This window comes from Agromyces sp. H17E-10, assembly GCF_022919715.1.
Taxonomy (GTDB): Bacteria; Actinomycetota; Actinomycetes; order Actinomycetales; family Microbacteriaceae; genus Agromyces.
In genome coordinates this window covers 2,319,848-2,334,941 of record NZ_CP095042.1, presented here as the reverse complement: position 1 = coordinate 2,334,941, position 15,094 = coordinate 2,319,848, and the positions used below count along the sequence as shown (strand labels likewise).

The window sequence follows — 15,094 nt, the reverse complement described above, 5'->3', positions numbered from 1 at the left end:
GAGGACATCATGCCGAGCTGGCGCCTGCGCGAATTCCACAACGACGACCTCGACGGCATCCTGCACCTCTGGGAGGCGCAACGGCAGTCGTCGCACGAGCCCGTCTACGACCTCAGCGAGGTCATCGCCTCATGCCAGATGGACCACGCCGTCGTCGCCGTGCACGCCGATGAGGTCATCGGCGCCGCCGTCGGCCGGGCCGCCCACGACCAGGGCTGGGTCGTCTTCTTCGCGATCGCCGACGACTGGCGACACCGCGGCATCGGTTCGGCGATGCTCGCCGCCCTCGAGAAGCGCATGGCCCCGCACGGGCTGACGAAGCTCTCGGCGCTCATCCCCGAGAACGAGAGCCGCGTCGACGCGTTCGCCAACCAGGGTTTCGAGCTCAAGCACCAGTTGCGGTACTTCGAGCGTCGCATCCCGGTGCAGCGGCAGGAGCTGAGCTCGCTCGCCGAGCTCGGCGGACGGCTCCTGCCGCGCACCCTGTGGGAGTCGGTCGCGGGCATGCGCCGCGAGAAGGAGATCCTCGAGCAGCGTCTGGTGCTGCCACTCGCCGAGCCCGACCTCGCCGAGCGCTACGGCGTCGTGCCGCCGCGGGCCGTCGTGCTGTTCGGCCCGCCCGGCACGGGCAAGACGACGTTCGCCAAGGCGATCGCCTCGCGGCTCGAGTGGTCGTTCGTCGAGGTGTTCCCGTCGCGGCTCGCCGCCGAACCGGGCGGACTCGCGGGCGCGCTGCGCGACACGTTCACGAAGATCGCCGAACTCGAGCACGCGGTCGTGTTCATCGACGAGGTCGAGGAGATCGCCGCCCAGCGGTCGGGCGAGCCGCCGTCGCCGCTGCAGGGCGTCACGAACGAACTGCTGAAGATCATCCCCGCGTTCCGCGAGCAGCCGGGGCGCCTGCTCGTGTGTGCGACGAACTTCATCCGGGCGCTCGACAGCGCGTTCCTCCGGCACGGCCGGTTCGACTACGTGATCCCGATCGGACTGCCCGACGACGCGGCCCGCCTCGCGATCTGGCAGCGCTACGTGCCCGAGCAGATCGCCCAGTCGGTCGACCTCGACCTCCTCGTCGAGCGCACGGCGGGCTTCTCCCCCGCCGACATCGAGTTCGCCGCGCGCAGCGCGTCCCAGCGGGCGTTCGAGACGGCGGTGCGCAACGGGGCGGGCGCGGATGCACCGGCGGGTGGCGACGCCCACGCCGAGCCCACCGGACCGACGACCGCCGACTACCTCGACGCGATCGCCGGCACGCGCACGACCGTCTCGCAGGAGACGGCCGACGCCTTCCTCGAGGACATCGAGCGGCTCGCGCGCGTCTGAGACCTCGCCCGCGGCATCCCCCGCCGCCGTGTCGAATCGGTCTGCTTCCCGTGCGCCGAGCACGGGATACTGGGGCGTGGACTCCGAGCTCCCCGAGCGCGGCTTCTCTGGATGTGTTTCGAACGGATGCGACGAGGAGCCGGAATGACACGAGCGCAGCAGACGACACTCGGCGTGCTCGGCGGGCTTGCACTCGTCGGCCTGAACATCGCCGTCGTCGCGTTCTACGCACTCTGGCAGATCGCGGACACCGCTGCGATCAACCGCACGGAGTCCACGTCCGGGTTCGACGCGTCGCAGCTACTGCCGAACTCCATCCTGTTCTGGCTGGCAGCCAATGCTTCGCTGATCCTGCTGCTGCTCCTGGACGTCGTGGTGATCGTCGTCGTTGCGATGCTCGTGAACGCGAATCGTAGGACTCCGGCTCTGGCGGTCGACGACCGGAGATGGGGCCGCGGCTAGGCTGGGGCCGATGCCGGCCAGCAAGAATCCCGCGATCGAGGACTACCTCAAGACGGTGTACGCGCACACCGAGTGGCAGCCCGACCCCATCACGCCCAAGGCGCTCGCCGACAAGCTCGGCGTCGCCCCGTCGAGCGTCACCGAGATGGTCAAGAAGATGGCGGCGCAGGGGCTCATCGCGCACGTGCCCTACGGCCCGCTGAGGCTCACCGACGAGGGACGGCTGCGCGCGCTCGCGGTCGTGCGGCGGCACCGGCTCATCGAGACCTGGCTCGTGCGCGAGATGGGCTACCAATGGGACGAGGTGCACGACGAGGCCGAGGTGCTCGAGCACGCGCTGAGCGATCGCCTGCTGGAGGCGATCGACCTGCGACTCGGCCGCCCGGCCCGCGACCCGCACGGCGACCCGATCCCCGCGGCCGACGGCACGATCGCGACCGAACCGTTCCTGCGCCTCGACGGTGCGCCGGCCGGCCACACCGGCCGGGTGCTGCGCATCAGCGACCGCGACCCAGACGTGCTCCGCTCGCTCGCCGCCGCGGGCGTGGCACCGGGCGTCGGCATCGAGATCACGACCGTGGATGCCGCGGGCGAACGGGTGCTCGTCACCGTGACCCCGATCGACGCCGACGACTCGACGGGGGCCACGGCCGAGGCATCCTCGATCGAACTGGCCGCTGAGGCGGCCGCCGAGATCTGGGTGACTGGCTGACACCGCCGCCACGATCCACATCGCTCCGGCTGCCATTCCGCCCTTCGGTCAGCGACGCACAATACCGCGCGCCGACGCGACTGACGGCCTGTGGAATCCCCAACCGATGGCGCCGGATGCCCGGGCTGCTGTTACCATCCCGCGGTGCGCATTCTCCGCCGGACACTGGTCGTCCTCCTCGTCATCGTGCTCCTTCTCGTGGCGGCGGCCGTCGCCGTCTATTGGTGGCAGCGACCGATGCTGCGCACGGGCACGGGCTACGCCGCGCACAACGCCTGCGCCGTGACCGAGGTCGCCGGGCGCGACGATCCGGCGAGCGACCTGCCCGACAACCCGCTCGTGCCGTATCTGAGCGTCGACGTCGACCGCGACGAGGCCGTCACGACGGGGTCGCTCCTCGGCGTGCTCGCCGCGCAGAAGGCATGGTTCACGCCCGGCTTCGGCTGCACCCTCGCGGGCGATCGACCCGACCTCGGCGAGGCGACCGAGATCACGAGCGAGGGCAACCCGTTCGCGGATGCCTCGGCGCCGGCGTCATCCCCCGAGCTCGATGCCGCGATCGCCAAGGCCTTCGGCGACGACCTGCCGGCCGCCGACGCGGACGCGCTCGGCACCCGCGCCGTCGTCGTCGCGAAGGGCGGCGAGCTCGTCGCCGAACGGTACGCAGGCGGCTTCGACGCCGAGACTCCGCAGCTCGGCTGGTCGATGTCGAAGAGCGCGACCGACCTGATGACGGGCATGCTCGTGCAGCAGGGCGACGTCTCGCTCGACGACGACCACCTGCGCCCCGAGTGGACCGACGGCCGCGCGGACATCACGATCGAGAACCTGCTCAGGATGACCAGCGGCCTCGAGTGGGACGAGACGTACGACCTCGGCACCCCGATCACGCAGATGCTCTACAACGAGGAGGACATGGGCGGCTACGTCGCGAGCCTCCCCCTCGAGCACGAGCCCGGCACGTTCCAGGAGTACTCGAGCGGCTCGACGACGCTCCTCTGCTCGGTGCTCACCGAGCGCACCGGAATCGGCGCCGACCTGCCCCGCCAGACCCTCCTCGGTGCGCTCGGCCTCTCGTCGGCGACGTTCGAGCCCGACGCCGTCGGCACGCCCGTCTGCTCGTCGTACCTCTGGGCGACCCCGCGCGACTGGGCGACGATCGGCCAGTTCGCCCTGCAGAACGGCAAGTGGAACGGCGAACAGCTGCTGCCGACCGACTGGATGGCGCGTTCGCTCGAGGTGAAGCCGGTCGACGAGACCGACGACCCCGGCTACGGCATGGGCTGGCGTGTGAACACGCTGCCCGACGGCAGCCTGCGCTGGCCCGGTCTGCCCGCCGACACCTACTACGCGTCGGGCCACGACGGGCAGAAGGTCATCGTCGTGCCGTCGGAGGACCTCGTCGTCGTGCGCATGGGCTTCACGCCCGAGGCCGACGACGAGCCCAGCGAGGTGCAGCTCGTCGAGGACGTCATCGCGGCGCTCGACGCGCCGTCGGTGGAGTAGCGAGCGTATCGAGGCCCGGTCACCAGGTCTCGATACGCGTGCTCCTTCGTCGCGCGCTACTCGACCACCGGGACGCGCACACCGCGAGGCATCCTGCCCGTCACATGCCCGTCATCGGCCTGTGACCCGCGCGGCCTAGGCTTGACGGCATGGGACGACGCGACGAGGTCGAGTGCTGGCTGACCGACATGGACGGCGTGCTCGTGCACGAGAACCACGCTCTGCCGGGCGCCGCCGAGCTGCTGCAGCAGTGGGAGGACGCCGGCACCCCCTACCTCGTGCTCACGAACAACTCGATCTTCACCGCGCGCGACCTCTCGGCGCGGCTGCGGGCGTCGGGACTCAACGTGCCCGAGCAGCGCATCTGGACGTCGGCGCTCGCGACCGCCGACTTCCTCAGGCAACAGCTGCCCGGCGGCTCGGCGTTCGTGATCGGCGAGGCGGGCATCCTCACCGCCCTGCACGAGGCGGGCTACATCATGACCGAGACCGCGCCCGACTTCGTGGTCGTGGGTGAGACGCGCAACTACTCGTTCGAGGCGATCACGAAGGCGATCCGGCTGATCAACGACGGCGCCCGGTTCATCGTCACCAATCCCGACGCGACGGGCCCGAGCGCCGACGGACCGCTGCCGGCGACCGGCGCGATCGCAGCCCTCATCACGAAGGCGACCGGCAAGGAACCGTACGTCGTCGGCAAGCCGAACCCGATGATGTTCCGGTCGGCGCTCAACAAGATCGGCGCCCACTCCGAGAACACCGCCATGATCGGCGACCGCATGGACACCGACATCGTCGCCGGCATCGAGGCGGGCCTGCACACAGTGCTCGTGCTCACGGGAATCAGCGACCGCGCCGAGATCGAGAAGTACCCGTTCCGGCCCGACGAGATCCTCTCGGGCGTCGCCGAGCTCGTCGGCGAACCGGCTGAGACCGAACTCTGACGAGCGACCGCACCCGAGACCCAGCACTCACCCGAAACCTCACGAAGGGGCATCCCATGATCGAACTCACCGACATCGACCTCGACGAGGACGGCGAGCTGAGCGCCGTCGTCATGCTGCCGGGCGACCGACATGTCGCCGTGCTCTTCGCGCTCGACGACGACGAGCAGCTCGGCAGCGCCGAGATGCTCGCGATCGCCCAGCGCGCCCTCGCCCCGCTCACCGGCGACGAGCTCGACCGTCTCGACGACGAGATCGTGCACGAACTCGTCGACAGCGACTTCGAGGGCGGCGAGCGCGAGGCCGAGGCATCCGACTACGCCGTGCTCGCCGACGAGCTCGACCTGCAGGGGGCGATCGTCTCGAGCGATGCCACCCTCGTGCTCGTCTACGAGGCGCCGACCCAGTACGCGGGTCTCGTGATCTACGCCGAGCTCGACGAGGCGCTGCTCATCGACGTGCTGAGCGTCGCCGAGCCCGACCTCGACGACGAAGACGAAGACGAAGACGACGACGACGCTCTCGATGCCGACGCCGAGGAAGAAGAGGAGGAGGTCGAGCAGGGCGACTGACGCCCGGCCCGACCTCTCGCCCCGCTCATCGAGGAGCGACGCACCTCACGCCGCGAGCGGCGCCTCCTCGGGGTCGGCGTCGAGCCGCGCCCGGATCTCGGGGTCGAGGTCGAGCTCGGCGGCGCCGAGCACCTCCTCGAGCTGGGCGACGCTCGACGGCCCCGCCACGGGGATCACGGGCACCTCGCGCCCGAGCAGCCACGCGAGCGCGACCTGGTTCGGGGTCGCGCCGATCTCGCGGGCGACGTCGTGCAGCAGCTCGATGCGCGCGTAGGTCGTCGGGTGGTTCACGCCGCCCCAGAGCGGTTTGTCGCGCCGGGTGAACGCCCCCTGGTGCAGCGGCGAGTAGGCGGTGACGGCGAGCGGCGGGCGGCCGTCGACGCCCGTGGATGCCGCGTACGAGAGCAGCTCGGGCGTCACGAAGTTCTGCCGGCCGAGCTTCGGCACCGGGTAGATGTAGCTGTACTGCTGCTGCACGAGGCCGTAGGGCGAGACGCCCTGCCGGATCGCCTCCTCGCGTGCCTCGACGATGCGCCAGAGGGCGACGTTCGAGATGCCCGAGACGCCGACGAGCCCCTCGCGCTGCAGGGCGCCGAAGGCGCCGACCGTCTCGGCGAGCGGAGTCTCGAGGTCGTCGACGTGCCCGTAGACCGCGTCGATGTGGTCGACGCCGAGGTGCTTCGCGCTCTCGCGCACCTCCCAGTCGACGGTCGCGGCGCCGAGGCCCTGGAAGTTCGTCGGCGGCGTGTTCGACAGCGGCAGGGCCGGGTCCTGCTTCGCGGCGCCGACCTTCGTCGCGAGACGCACCCGGTCGCGCACGCCGCGGCTCTGCAGCCAGCGACCGAGGAGGTCTTCGCTGTCGCGGCCGTACCCGCCGTCCCAGAAGCTGTAGTTGTTGGCCGTGTCGATGAACGTGCCGCCGGCCTCGACGAAGCGGTCGAGGATCGCGAACGACGTCGCCTCGTCGATCTTCGTGCCCATCTGCATGGTGCCGAGGCAGATCGTCGAGACCTCGAAGTTCGTGCGGCCGTTGCCGATCGTGCGGTATCGCATGGGGTTCTCCTCCATCGGTGGGTTGACGATTTCGAGCGTACGAACGGATCGGCCCGGGCATACACTCCAATCAGACGCCGTTCGACCAGACCAATCGAGAGACCGGATGCCCCGCTCCAACGCCGCCCGCGGCCCAGCCCTCGCGTGGGAGACCCTGCTCGACCTCGGCTCGGGCCCCGCGCCGTTGCGCGATCGACTCGAGCGGGCGATCCGCGAGGCGGTCGCGACGGGGCGGGCGCCCGCCGGTGCGGCACTGCCGCCGAGCCGGGCACTCGCCGAGACGCTCGGCGTCTCGCGGTGGGTCGTGACCGAGGCGTATGGACAGCTCGTCGCGGAGGGGTTCCTCGAAGCCACGGTCGGCTCGGGCACCCGGGTGCCCGCGTCCGGCGGTCGAGCAGCGACGAAGGAGCGTATCGAGACCTCGTCGTCAGGTCTCGATACGCGTGCTGGTTTCGAGACGGCGCTGGCGCGCCTCCTCAACCCACCGCCTTCGTCGCTCGCCGCTCGACCACCGGGTCCGCACGGGCTGCGCGGCGAGTACCGACGCCCGCGGTTCGACCTCGGACCGGGCGTACCCGACCTCCGGCATGTGCCGCGCGCGCGATGGGCCGCAGCCGTGCGACGCGCACTCGAGGTGCTGCCCGACGCCGAGCTCACGGTCGTCGACCGACTGGGGCATCCGTCGGCGCGCATCGCCGTCGCCGCGTACCTCGAGCGTTCGCGCCACGCGGTCGCGGCGCCCGACGACGTCGTCATCACCCACAGCGCGACCGACGGTATGACGGCGGTCGTCGCCGGGCTGCGCGCGGCGGGGCACTCGGCGATCGTCGTCGAGGACCCGAGCTGGTCGAAGCTGCGCGAGGTCGCGGCGGCGGCCGGACTCACGCCGGTGCCGGTGCCGGTCGACGCCGACGGCATCGACGTCCACGCGCTCGAACTGACCGCTGCGCGCACGGGCGCCCGGGTGGCGCTCATCACGCCCGCGCACCAGTTTCCGATGGGTGCAGCCCTCTCGCCGGCGCGGCGCGACGCGATCGTGCGCTGGGCCCGCGAGGTCGACGGCGTGCTCATCGAAGACGACTACGACGCCGAGTTCCGCTACGACCGTCGACCGATCGCGGCGCTGCAGGGGCTCGCACCCGACCGGGTCGTGCTCGTGGGGTCGCTGTCGAAGTCGGTGGCGCAGGCGTTCGGGCTGGGCTGGGCGCTCATGCCGCCCGCCCTTCGCGAACGGGTCCGGCTCGCCGAGCGGCCCCGCCCCTCGACCCTCGAGCAGGTGGCGCTCGCCCAGTTCATCGAGGCCGGCGACCTCGAACGGCACCTGCGCGCCGCGCGCGGCCGGTTCCGTCGTCGACGGGCCGCACTGCTCGCCGCGCTCGCGCGCGAACTGCCCGATCTCGCCGTCACGGGCATCGCCGCCGGAATGCACGCCGTGCTCGAGCTCCCGGCGGGCGTCCGCGCCAGCGACGCCTCGACCGCGGCCGGGCGGGCCGACCTCGCGGTCGCCGATCTCACCCGCTATCGGGCGTCGAGCGCGCATACGATGCCCGAGGCGCTCGTCGTGGGCTACGGCAACCTCTCCGACGCGCTCGTCGACGAGGCCGTCGCACGCCTCGCGCGCGTCATCCGGTCACCCGATTCCACGACATGACGTCGCTCGAACCGCTCACGGGGTGAGTTCGAGTTCGTGGCCGTGATCCCACGGCTCGGCCCAGCCGAGGCGGTCGAGCATCGTGTCGAGCACGAGCGCCGTGAACCCCCAGACGAGGTGCTGCCGACCGCCGGCCGTCGGCAGGAACGCCGGCCCGCGCCACTCGTGGCCATCGCGACGCAGCACGGTGGTGTATCGGTTGGCCGGGTTCACGAGATCGGCCACGGGCGTGCGGAACACCGCCGACGACTCGGCCACGTCGACCACCCCGACGGGCGAGGGCGAGCGCCACCAGCCGAGCACGGGCGTCACCATGTGCCCCGAGTAGGGAACCGAGAGCGGCGCGAGCGTGCCGAGCACGTCGACGCCCGCGGTATCGAGCCCCGTCTCCTCACGGGCCTCGCGCAGGGCCGCGTCGACGACGTCGCGGTCGCCCGGGTCGACTCGCCCGCCCGGGAACGCCACCTGCCCCGCGTGCGAGCGCAGCGTCTCGGCGCGCGCGAGCAGCAGCACGTCGAGGTCGCGCGAGACCGCTTCGTCGCGCGCGGCATGCGCGCTCGGCAGCGTGTCGAGCACGCCGAACAGGATGAGCACCGCCGCGTCGCGGTACTCGATCTCGCCGAACTCGGCACCGTCTCGCCAGTCGGCGAAGAGGGCCGGGTCGTCGACGAGCGCGGCGAGCTCGGCGCGCGCCGGTGCGGCTCCTCGTGCGGTCACCCTCCCGAGGCTACCCCGCCCCGCCGACGCCGCGGCCCGACGGGCACGACCGGTCACGCCGAGCGGTGCACGGCCGCCAGGGCGCAGGGCTCAGCCGAGACGGGCGAGGGATGCCTCGACCAGCGACCAGAACCGGTCGACGTCGAGCTCGACGGCGACGTCGGCGTTCGGCTCGCGGCGCAGCATCCCGTCGAAGTCGACGCTCGTCGCGCCCAGGGTCTCGGTGCCGTGCAGCTCGACGTCGAGCCGGGTGCGCCGAACTCCCACGCAGCCGGGGTCGGCGAGCACCGCGACCGCGACGGGGTCGTGCAGCGGGCCCTCGGGCATGCCGAAGACCTCGTCGTTCGTGCGGCAGAAGAAGTCGAGCAGCTCGCCGGCGAACGCCGCGGTGCGCGTGCCCGCGCTCGACAGCCGCTCGCGCACGCCCGGGGTGACGAGCGCGCGGTGCGTGACGTTGAGTCCCACCATCGTGAACGGCACGCCGCTGCGCACCACGAGGTCGAGCGCCTCGGGGTCGACGAGTGCGTTGAACTCGGCGTAGGGCGTGGCATTGCCGCGTTCCGTCGAGCCGCCCATCCAGACGACCTCGCGGATGCGCCCCGCGACTTCGGGCCGGTCGCGCAACAGCACGGCGACGTTCGTGATGGGGCCGGTGGCGACGATCGCGACGGGCTCGTCGGCGGCGAGCAGCACGTCGGCCATGAGCTCGGTCGCGGTACGGGGGTCGAGCGGCACGGTCGGCTCGGGCAGCACTGGGCCGCCGAGCCCGTTCTCGCCGTGGATCCACTCGGCCGTCTGCAGCACCCGGGCGATCGGGCCGGCAGCACCGGCCGCGACGGGCACGCCCTCGACCCCGGCGACCGTCAGCGCGATGCGCGCGTTGCGGCTCGTGTGCTCGAGGGGCACGTTGCCGCCCACGGTGGTCACCGCGCGCAGGTCGAGCGCGGGATGCCCCGCCGCGAGCCACAGCGCGAACACGTCGTCGTGCCCGGGGTCGCAGTCGACGATGACGGGCAGGCTCATGCGGCCCCGCCCGCGCCCTCGGATCGACCCGTGCCGTCGGGACGACCCGTGCCGTCGAGTCGGGCCACCGTGTCGAGGAGCGTCTCGCGCGGGACGTACGAGTCGACCGTGCCGCGCCGCTGCACCGCGAGCGCACCCGCCACGGCGGCGATGCGCGCCGCCTCGGCCACGGGTCGGCCTTCGGCGAGGAACGCCGTGAGTGTGCCCGTGAAGCAGTCGCCCGCGCCCGTCGTGTCGACCGCCTCGACCTGGGGCGCGGCGACCGTCCAGCTGCCCTCGGCGGTCGCGGCGACGGCGCCCGCCGCCCCGAGCGTCACGACGACCGAGCGGGCGACGGTTCCGACCGCTGCGGCCGCGAACGCACGCCACGCGTCGAGCGACGTCGGCCCGGAGGCATCCGCATCGCCGTCGGCCGCACCGATGCCCACCGCACGCGCCTCGTGCTCGTTGACCACGAGCGGGTCGCAGACCGCGAGCGCGGCCGGGTCGATCACGACGGGCGGCGCGAGGTTGAGCACGAAGCGCACGCCCAGGTCGGCGCACGTCGCGGCGAGCCGCTCGATCGTCTCGACGGGCAGTTCGCCCTGGGTGAGCACGACGCCGGCACCGGCGATGCGGTCGCGCACGTCGTCGACGACGGCCGGCCCGAGTTCGTGGTTCGCCCCGGCGGCGACGATGACGGTGTTCTCGCCCGAGTCGGCGACGGTGATCTGCGCGATGCCGGTCGGTGCGCCCGCGACCCGCTCGACGCCCGTGGTCGGCAGGCCGAAGCCGTCGAGCACCGAGAGCGCGAGCCTGCCGTTCGCATCGTCGCCGATGCGCGCGACGAGCTCGACGTCGGCACCGGCGAGATGGGCGGCGACCGCCTGGTTCGACCCCTTGCCGCCGAGCGCGGTCTGGAAGCCGTGCGCCGCGATCGTCTCGCCCGGCGCGGGGAACCGTGCGACGTAGGTCGTCGCGTCGACGTTGAGCGAGCCGACGACGAGCACCCGCGAACCTCTCTCGGTCATGCGCGTTCGATCCGTCGGATCAGGCAGCCGGGCCGGGGCCGGCGATCGTCGCAGTCAGCTTCTCGCCGCTCGAGCGGCTCGCGAAGCAGTAGTAGTCGCGAGCGCCCTCTCCCCACTGCTCAGCGGTCGCGGGGTACGAGCCCTGCACCTGCAGGTCGGTCATGCCCGACACCGCCTTGACGTCGATGACGCCCGGCGCCGTGCAGAGCAGGTTCATCTGCGACGCGAGTTCGGCCTCGCCGGGGTACGCCGCGCTCGCGTCGCCCGGCAGCGTGCCGCGGTACACGAGCTGCGCCGCGTGCGGCGTCGCGCAGTCGACGACCGTGAACTCCTGCTGCCACGCATCGGTGTACGGCTCGAGGCACTCGCCGCCGAACAGCGTGTCCCACGCGTGCACGCCGGCCGGCTGCGGGGCCGTCGGCTCGGGCGTCGGCGTCTCGCTCGTCTCCGCGGTCGGCGTGCCCGACGCGGCCACCGCGCTGCCCTTCGTGATCTGCGTTCCCAGCCAGAACAGGCCCGCGATCACGAGCAGGGCCACGAGGGCTCCCGCGATCCAGATCAGGGGGCGGATGCGTCGCTTGCCGTCGTTGCCGCCGGCTCCGCCGGACGAGCCCGAGTTCGACCCCGACCCTCCTCGGCCGGCACCGTTCGCCGAACCGGAACCCGACTTCGAGGCGGAACCTCCAGCACCGGATGCACCGCCACCGCCGGCCGGTCCGCCTGCGCCGCCCGCCGAACGACCTGCGCCGGCCGAGCCGCTCGCGCCGGCGGCCGACGCGAATGCGCCGACGCCCGTGGCCATGGTCGCGGTCGAGCGCATCGGCCCGGGAACCGTCGCGCCCGTCGCGCCGGCGCCCATCACGGGCAGGAGCGACGTGGCGGCGAACTGCGAGTCGGGGCCACTCGTGAACGCGCCGGCGACCGGCTGCGGCGCCGTCGCGGGCGAGAAACCGAAGAGCACCTGCAGGCCATCGGTGACGGGCTTCACGGTCTCCACGGTCTCGTCGTGCGGCTCGAGCCCATCGGCATCGAAGGCGTGGATGGACGCAGCTCGGGCTTCGAACGCGTCGGAGCCGATCACCGCGGCGGTCTCGGCGTCCGCGTCGAGGGACCAGGCATCGTCGTGAGCGTCGTCGTCGTGTTCGACGTCGTGCGCCGGGTCGTCGTCGTACGCCGCGTCGTCGATCGGTGCCTGACCGAACACGGGAGCCGTCGCGAGGCCGGCGAGGCTCGCCGACGCCGCGTCGAAGCCCACGAACTCGTCGTGCGAGTCGTGCACGTCGTCGAACGGTGAAGCCCCGCGATCGTCGCCGACCGCCGATGCCGCCGACAGCTGGCGCAGCGCGGTCAGCCCGGTCGGCGATGCCACCGGCGCGGGGTCGACCGCGGCCGGCTCGGCCGCCTCCGACACGGCCGCGAGGTTCGCCGAGACCGAGCCGGCAGACTCGGCCCGCGGGTCTTCGGCCGAGGGATCGGGCGTCAGGTTCCAGAAGTAGCCGGTCTCTGCGAGCTCCCGTGCGATCGACGACTCGGGCTCGTCGACGTCGTCGCCCTCGGCATCGCGAAGGCCGCGGCCGAAGAGCCGGAGGCGTCCACGCGGCTCGTCGTCGCCCTCCGCCGCGTCATCGTGGTCGGAACCGTCGGAGTCGGCGAACCCGAGGCCGAGTTCGCCGAGTCCTCCGGCCAAGGCGGCGGGCACAGCGGCCGAACCGGTGAACGCAGCAGGCGCGGCAGCCGGAGCGGGGAACGCAGCAGGCGCGGCAGCCGGAGCGGGGAACGCAGCGGCGGGCGCAGCCTGGGCGGCCTTCGCCGCCGCGGCCGCCGCCGCGAACGCCGCCGTGCCGACGATCGGGATCGCGGCAGCCGGGGGATCGGCTCGGTCCGCCTCGGGCACGGGGGCGGCGCCGCCGAGCGCGGCGAGCAGGTCATCGACCGGCTCCGCGGCAGGTGTCGGGACGACGCGGGGCGATTCGGTCGCGAACGCGGGGAAGGGCGATCGGGTCTGCGGCACCGCGGCGGGCTGCTCGACCGCCGATGCCACCGTGGGCATGGCGGCCGTGGGCGTGTCGAAGGCCTCTGTCGGCGCGGGCGACGGAGTCTGCATCGCCGGAGCCGCATCGACGGCAGGGGCCGCGGTCGACGCGGGGCGGATGACGGGGAACATGGCCGTTCGCGTGTCCGCCGCGGCATCCGGCGCCTGAGGACGCTGAAGCTCCTCGGCGAACGCGTCGAACCGGCTTCGCGGGCGCGTGGGCGGCGCGCCCTCAGGCGCGGGCGCGGCGACGTCGGGCGTGAGCTCGGACACGGGGCCGGGCGCTGGTGCAGGTGCGGGTGCGGGTGCGGCGGCCGTCGCCGCCTCGGGTTCGTTGAGCGCGGCCCACAGCTCGGCGTCGTACTGGCCGGGCGACCGGGTCGCAGCAGCGCCGGTCGCCGGCGTGCGCAGGGTGTCGGGCGTCGTCGGCGCAGGCCGCGGCACCGCCGCGGCCGACGTCTCACCCCAGCCTGCGGGAGCCTCGGCGGGAGCGGTCGGATGCTGCACGGGAACACCGTCCACCGGCGTGAACGAGCTGCGGGCGACGGCCGGGGCACGGTCGTCGTCGAAAGCGTCGCGAGCGCCTCGATCAGCGGCCGGCTCGAGGTGCGCCGTCGCGGACTGCGGGAACGTCGTCGCCGCACCCGGGAACCCGGTCGCGGGCGCCGACGGCGCACTCGGTTCGGTTGCCGCCGGCTGTCGCGGCTCGACCGGCGCGGTCAACGATGCCGACTCCGCCGAGAGTCGCTGGAAGGCTTCGCGGAGTTCGGCTTCGGAACGCGCCGCCTCCTGGTCGGCCCACGTGAGCGCGAACGATCCGGTCGGCGTGACGGGGCCGGGTGGCACGGGTGCTGCGGTCGGCGTCGCCGCGGGAGCGGCCGCAGCGGCGGCCTCCCACACGGGTCGAACGGGCGCGACGGGCGCGACCGGCGCAACCGGTGCCGGGGGTGCCGGGGCCGCTGCAGGCGCCGCTGGGGGCACCGTCGCTGCAGCCGGAGCGGGTGCGCCGCCCACGGGCGGCTCGACCGATGTCAGCCGAACGGTCGGGGCGGGCGGGGCGACCGTGAACGGCGGCGTCCACGCGGCAGGCGTCGTCGGTTGCGCGGGCGGAGCACTCGGCGCCTCGGCGGCGACCGGCGCGCCGACGATCGGCAGTGCGCGCGTCGCCGTGTCGGGGGCGGGCGCCTCGGCGAGCGAGAACCAGTCGAGCACCTCGTCGTGGCGCGACGTCGCCGCCTGCGCCGGTGCCGCCGCCGGAGTCGCCTCCTGCCAGGAGGGAACGCGGGTCGGCGTCGGGCTCGCGGACGGCATCGGGGAGGCCGAGGGGGCGGCGGGTGCGACTGCGGGCGGCGCGAACGCCGAGCGCACGCCGGAGGCAGCTGCGGGCGCGGCGGGCATCGACGCGGGCGGTGCGACCTGCGGCAGGGGTGCCGTCGGCGTCGCGGGCGCACCGGATGCCCCGCCCGCCAGCTGCGCGAGCAGCCAGTCGGCGCCGTCGTCGAATCCCTGCCGCTCGTTCATCAGCTGAGGCCCAGGTCTTCCAGGCCGATCGCATACAGGTACGGCACGCCCTCGGCCTCGATGACCTCGCGGGCGCCGGTGGCACGATCGACGACGACCGCGACGGCCACGACCTCGGCGCCGACCTTGCGCAGCGCCTCGATCGCCTTGAGCGGCGAGCCGCCCGTGGTCGACGTGTCCTCGAGCACGACCACGCGCTTGCCGGCGAGCTCGGGGCCCTCGACCTGCTTGCCTCGGCCGTGGTCCTTCGGCTCCTTGCGGACGACGAACGCGTCGTAGGCCAGGCCGCGCGCCGCACCCTGGTGCAGGATCGCCGACGCGATCGGGTCGGCACCCATCGTCATGCCGCCCACGGCGGCCACGTCGGGGAGGTCGGCGATGAGGTCGAGCATGACCTGGCCGATCAGCGGGGCGACGCGGTGGTCGAGGCTGACCTTGCGCAGGTCGACGTAGTACGTCGCCTTCTTGCCGCTCGTGAGCGTGAAGTCGCCGTGGAAGACGGCGTCTTCCTTGATGTGCTCGATGAGCCGGCTGCGGGTGTCGGAGTCGTGCGTGGTCACCCGCAATA

At 73.1% G+C, this 15,094-nt stretch carries 13 protein-coding genes; 7 read left to right on the top strand and 6 right to left on the bottom strand.

Going from position 1 to position 15,094, the window contains the following annotated elements; translation table 11 throughout:
• Window positions 1–9: 9 nt before the first annotated feature.
• From MUN74_RS10605 to MUN74_RS10580, 6 genes are all read left to right on the top strand, one after another.
• Window positions 10–1,323 carry an ATP-binding protein gene (locus tag MUN74_RS10605; RefSeq protein ID WP_244852025.1) on the top strand — a complete coding sequence of 438 codons (1,314 nt, stop codon included), beginning with the start codon at window positions 10–12 and terminating at the stop codon, window positions 1,321–1,323.
• Window positions 1,324–1,467: 144 nt separating this feature from the next.
• On the top strand, window positions 1,468–1,785 hold the full coding sequence (locus MUN74_RS10600; RefSeq protein WP_244852024.1) for a hypothetical protein: 318 nt from the start codon (window positions 1,468–1,470) through the stop codon (window positions 1,783–1,785).
• A 10-nt stretch (window positions 1,786–1,795) separates the two neighbouring features.
• Window positions 1,796–2,497 (top strand): metal-dependent transcriptional regulator, encoded by a 702-nt coding sequence (locus tag MUN74_RS10595; protein WP_244852022.1) that lies wholly within the window; start codon window positions 1,796–1,798, stop codon window positions 2,495–2,497.
• Window positions 2,498–2,641: 144 nt separating this feature from the next.
• Entirely contained in the window at window positions 2,642–4,003 is a 1,362-nt protein-coding gene (locus MUN74_RS10590; RefSeq protein ID WP_244852021.1) for a serine hydrolase domain-containing protein, read from the top strand.
• A 149-nt stretch (window positions 4,004–4,152) separates the two neighbouring features.
• Window positions 4,153–4,947, top strand: a complete 795-nt coding sequence (locus MUN74_RS10585) for an HAD-IIA family hydrolase (RefSeq protein ID WP_244852020.1) — start codon at window positions 4,153–4,155, stop codon at window positions 4,945–4,947.
• Between the two features lie 56 nt (window positions 4,948–5,003).
• Entirely contained in the window at window positions 5,004–5,519 is a 516-nt protein-coding gene (locus MUN74_RS10580; RefSeq protein ID WP_244852019.1) for a hypothetical protein, read from the top strand.
• A 45-nt stretch (window positions 5,520–5,564) separates the two neighbouring features.
• Here MUN74_RS10580 and MUN74_RS10575 read toward each other — a convergent pair whose 3' ends face one another.
• Complete coding sequence (locus MUN74_RS10575) at window positions 5,565–6,572, bottom strand: aldo/keto reductase (RefSeq protein WP_244852018.1); 1,008 nt, start codon at window positions 6,570–6,572, stop codon at window positions 5,565–5,567.
• 106 nt (window positions 6,573–6,678) lie between these two features.
• Here MUN74_RS10575 and pdxR point away from each other — a divergent pair, with 106 nt between their 5' ends.
• Window positions 6,679–8,223 (top strand): MocR-like pyridoxine biosynthesis transcription factor PdxR, encoded by a 1,545-nt coding sequence (pdxR, locus tag MUN74_RS10570; protein WP_244852017.1) that lies wholly within the window; start codon window positions 6,679–6,681, stop codon window positions 8,221–8,223.
• A 15-nt stretch (window positions 8,224–8,238) separates the two neighbouring features.
• On the opposite strand, the gene MUN74_RS10565 is transcribed toward pdxR, so the two are convergent.
• From MUN74_RS10565 to pyrE, 5 genes are all read right to left on the bottom strand, one after another.
• Window positions 8,239–8,940 carry an NUDIX hydrolase gene (locus MUN74_RS10565; RefSeq protein WP_370647290.1) on the bottom strand — a complete coding sequence of 234 codons (702 nt, stop codon included), beginning with the start codon at window positions 8,938–8,940 and terminating at the stop codon, window positions 8,239–8,241.
• 90 nt (window positions 8,941–9,030) lie between these two features.
• Entirely contained in the window at window positions 9,031–9,963 is a 933-nt protein-coding gene (locus tag MUN74_RS10560) for a nucleoside hydrolase (RefSeq protein WP_244852016.1), read from the bottom strand.
• Window positions 9,960–10,973, bottom strand: a complete 1,014-nt coding sequence (locus MUN74_RS10555; protein ID WP_244852015.1) for a ribokinase — start codon at window positions 10,971–10,973, stop codon at window positions 9,960–9,962. Before MUN74_RS10555 ends, MUN74_RS10560 begins: the two co-directional genes overlap by 4 nt.
• 19 nt (window positions 10,974–10,992) lie before the next feature.
• Window positions 10,993–14,526 carry a hypothetical protein gene (locus tag MUN74_RS10550; RefSeq protein ID WP_305038243.1) on the bottom strand — a complete coding sequence of 1,178 codons (3,534 nt, stop codon included), beginning with the start codon at window positions 14,524–14,526 and terminating at the stop codon, window positions 10,993–10,995.
• The gene (gene pyrE / locus MUN74_RS10540) at window positions 14,526–15,086 is read right to left on the bottom strand and encodes an orotate phosphoribosyltransferase (RefSeq protein ID WP_244852013.1); all 561 of its coding nucleotides are present in this window, start codon (window positions 15,084–15,086) and stop codon (window positions 14,526–14,528) included. The genes MUN74_RS10550 and pyrE overlap by 1 nt, the downstream gene beginning before the upstream one ends.
• Window positions 15,087–15,094: the final 8 nt, after the last annotated feature.

What these genes read in the sequence shown, in the direction of transcription:
- MUN74_RS10605 (WP_244852025.1), top strand. Translation starts at nt 10, where the DNA reads ATGCCGAGCTGGCGCCTGCGCGAATTCCACAACGACGACCTCGACGGC.
- MUN74_RS10600 (WP_244852024.1), top strand. Translation starts at nt 1,468, where the DNA reads ATGACACGAGCGCAGCAGACGACACTCGGCGTGCTCGGCGGGCTTGCA.
- MUN74_RS10595 (WP_244852022.1), top strand. Translation starts at nt 1,796, where the DNA reads ATGCCGGCCAGCAAGAATCCCGCGATCGAGGACTACCTCAAGACGGTG.
- MUN74_RS10585 (WP_244852020.1), top strand. Translation starts at nt 4,153, where the DNA reads ATGGGACGACGCGACGAGGTCGAGTGCTGGCTGACCGACATGGACGGC.
- MUN74_RS10580 (WP_244852019.1), top strand. Translation starts at nt 5,004, where the DNA reads ATGATCGAACTCACCGACATCGACCTCGACGAGGACGGCGAGCTGAGC.
- MUN74_RS10575 (WP_244852018.1), bottom strand. Translation starts at nt 6,572, where the DNA reads ATGCGATACCGCACGATCGGCAACGGCCGCACGAACTTCGAGGTCTCG.
- pdxR (WP_244852017.1), top strand. Translation starts at nt 6,679, where the DNA reads ATGCCCCGCTCCAACGCCGCCCGCGGCCCAGCCCTCGCGTGGGAGACC.
- MUN74_RS10560 (WP_244852016.1), bottom strand. Translation starts at nt 9,963, where the DNA reads ATGAGCCTGCCCGTCATCGTCGACTGCGACCCCGGGCACGACGACGTG.
- MUN74_RS10555 (WP_244852015.1), bottom strand. Translation starts at nt 10,973, where the DNA reads ATGACCGAGAGAGGTTCGCGGGTGCTCGTCGTCGGCTCGCTCAACGTC.
- MUN74_RS10550 (WP_305038243.1), bottom strand. Translation starts at nt 14,526, where the DNA reads ATGAACGAGCGGCAGGGATTCGACGACGGCGCCGACTGGCTGCTCGCG.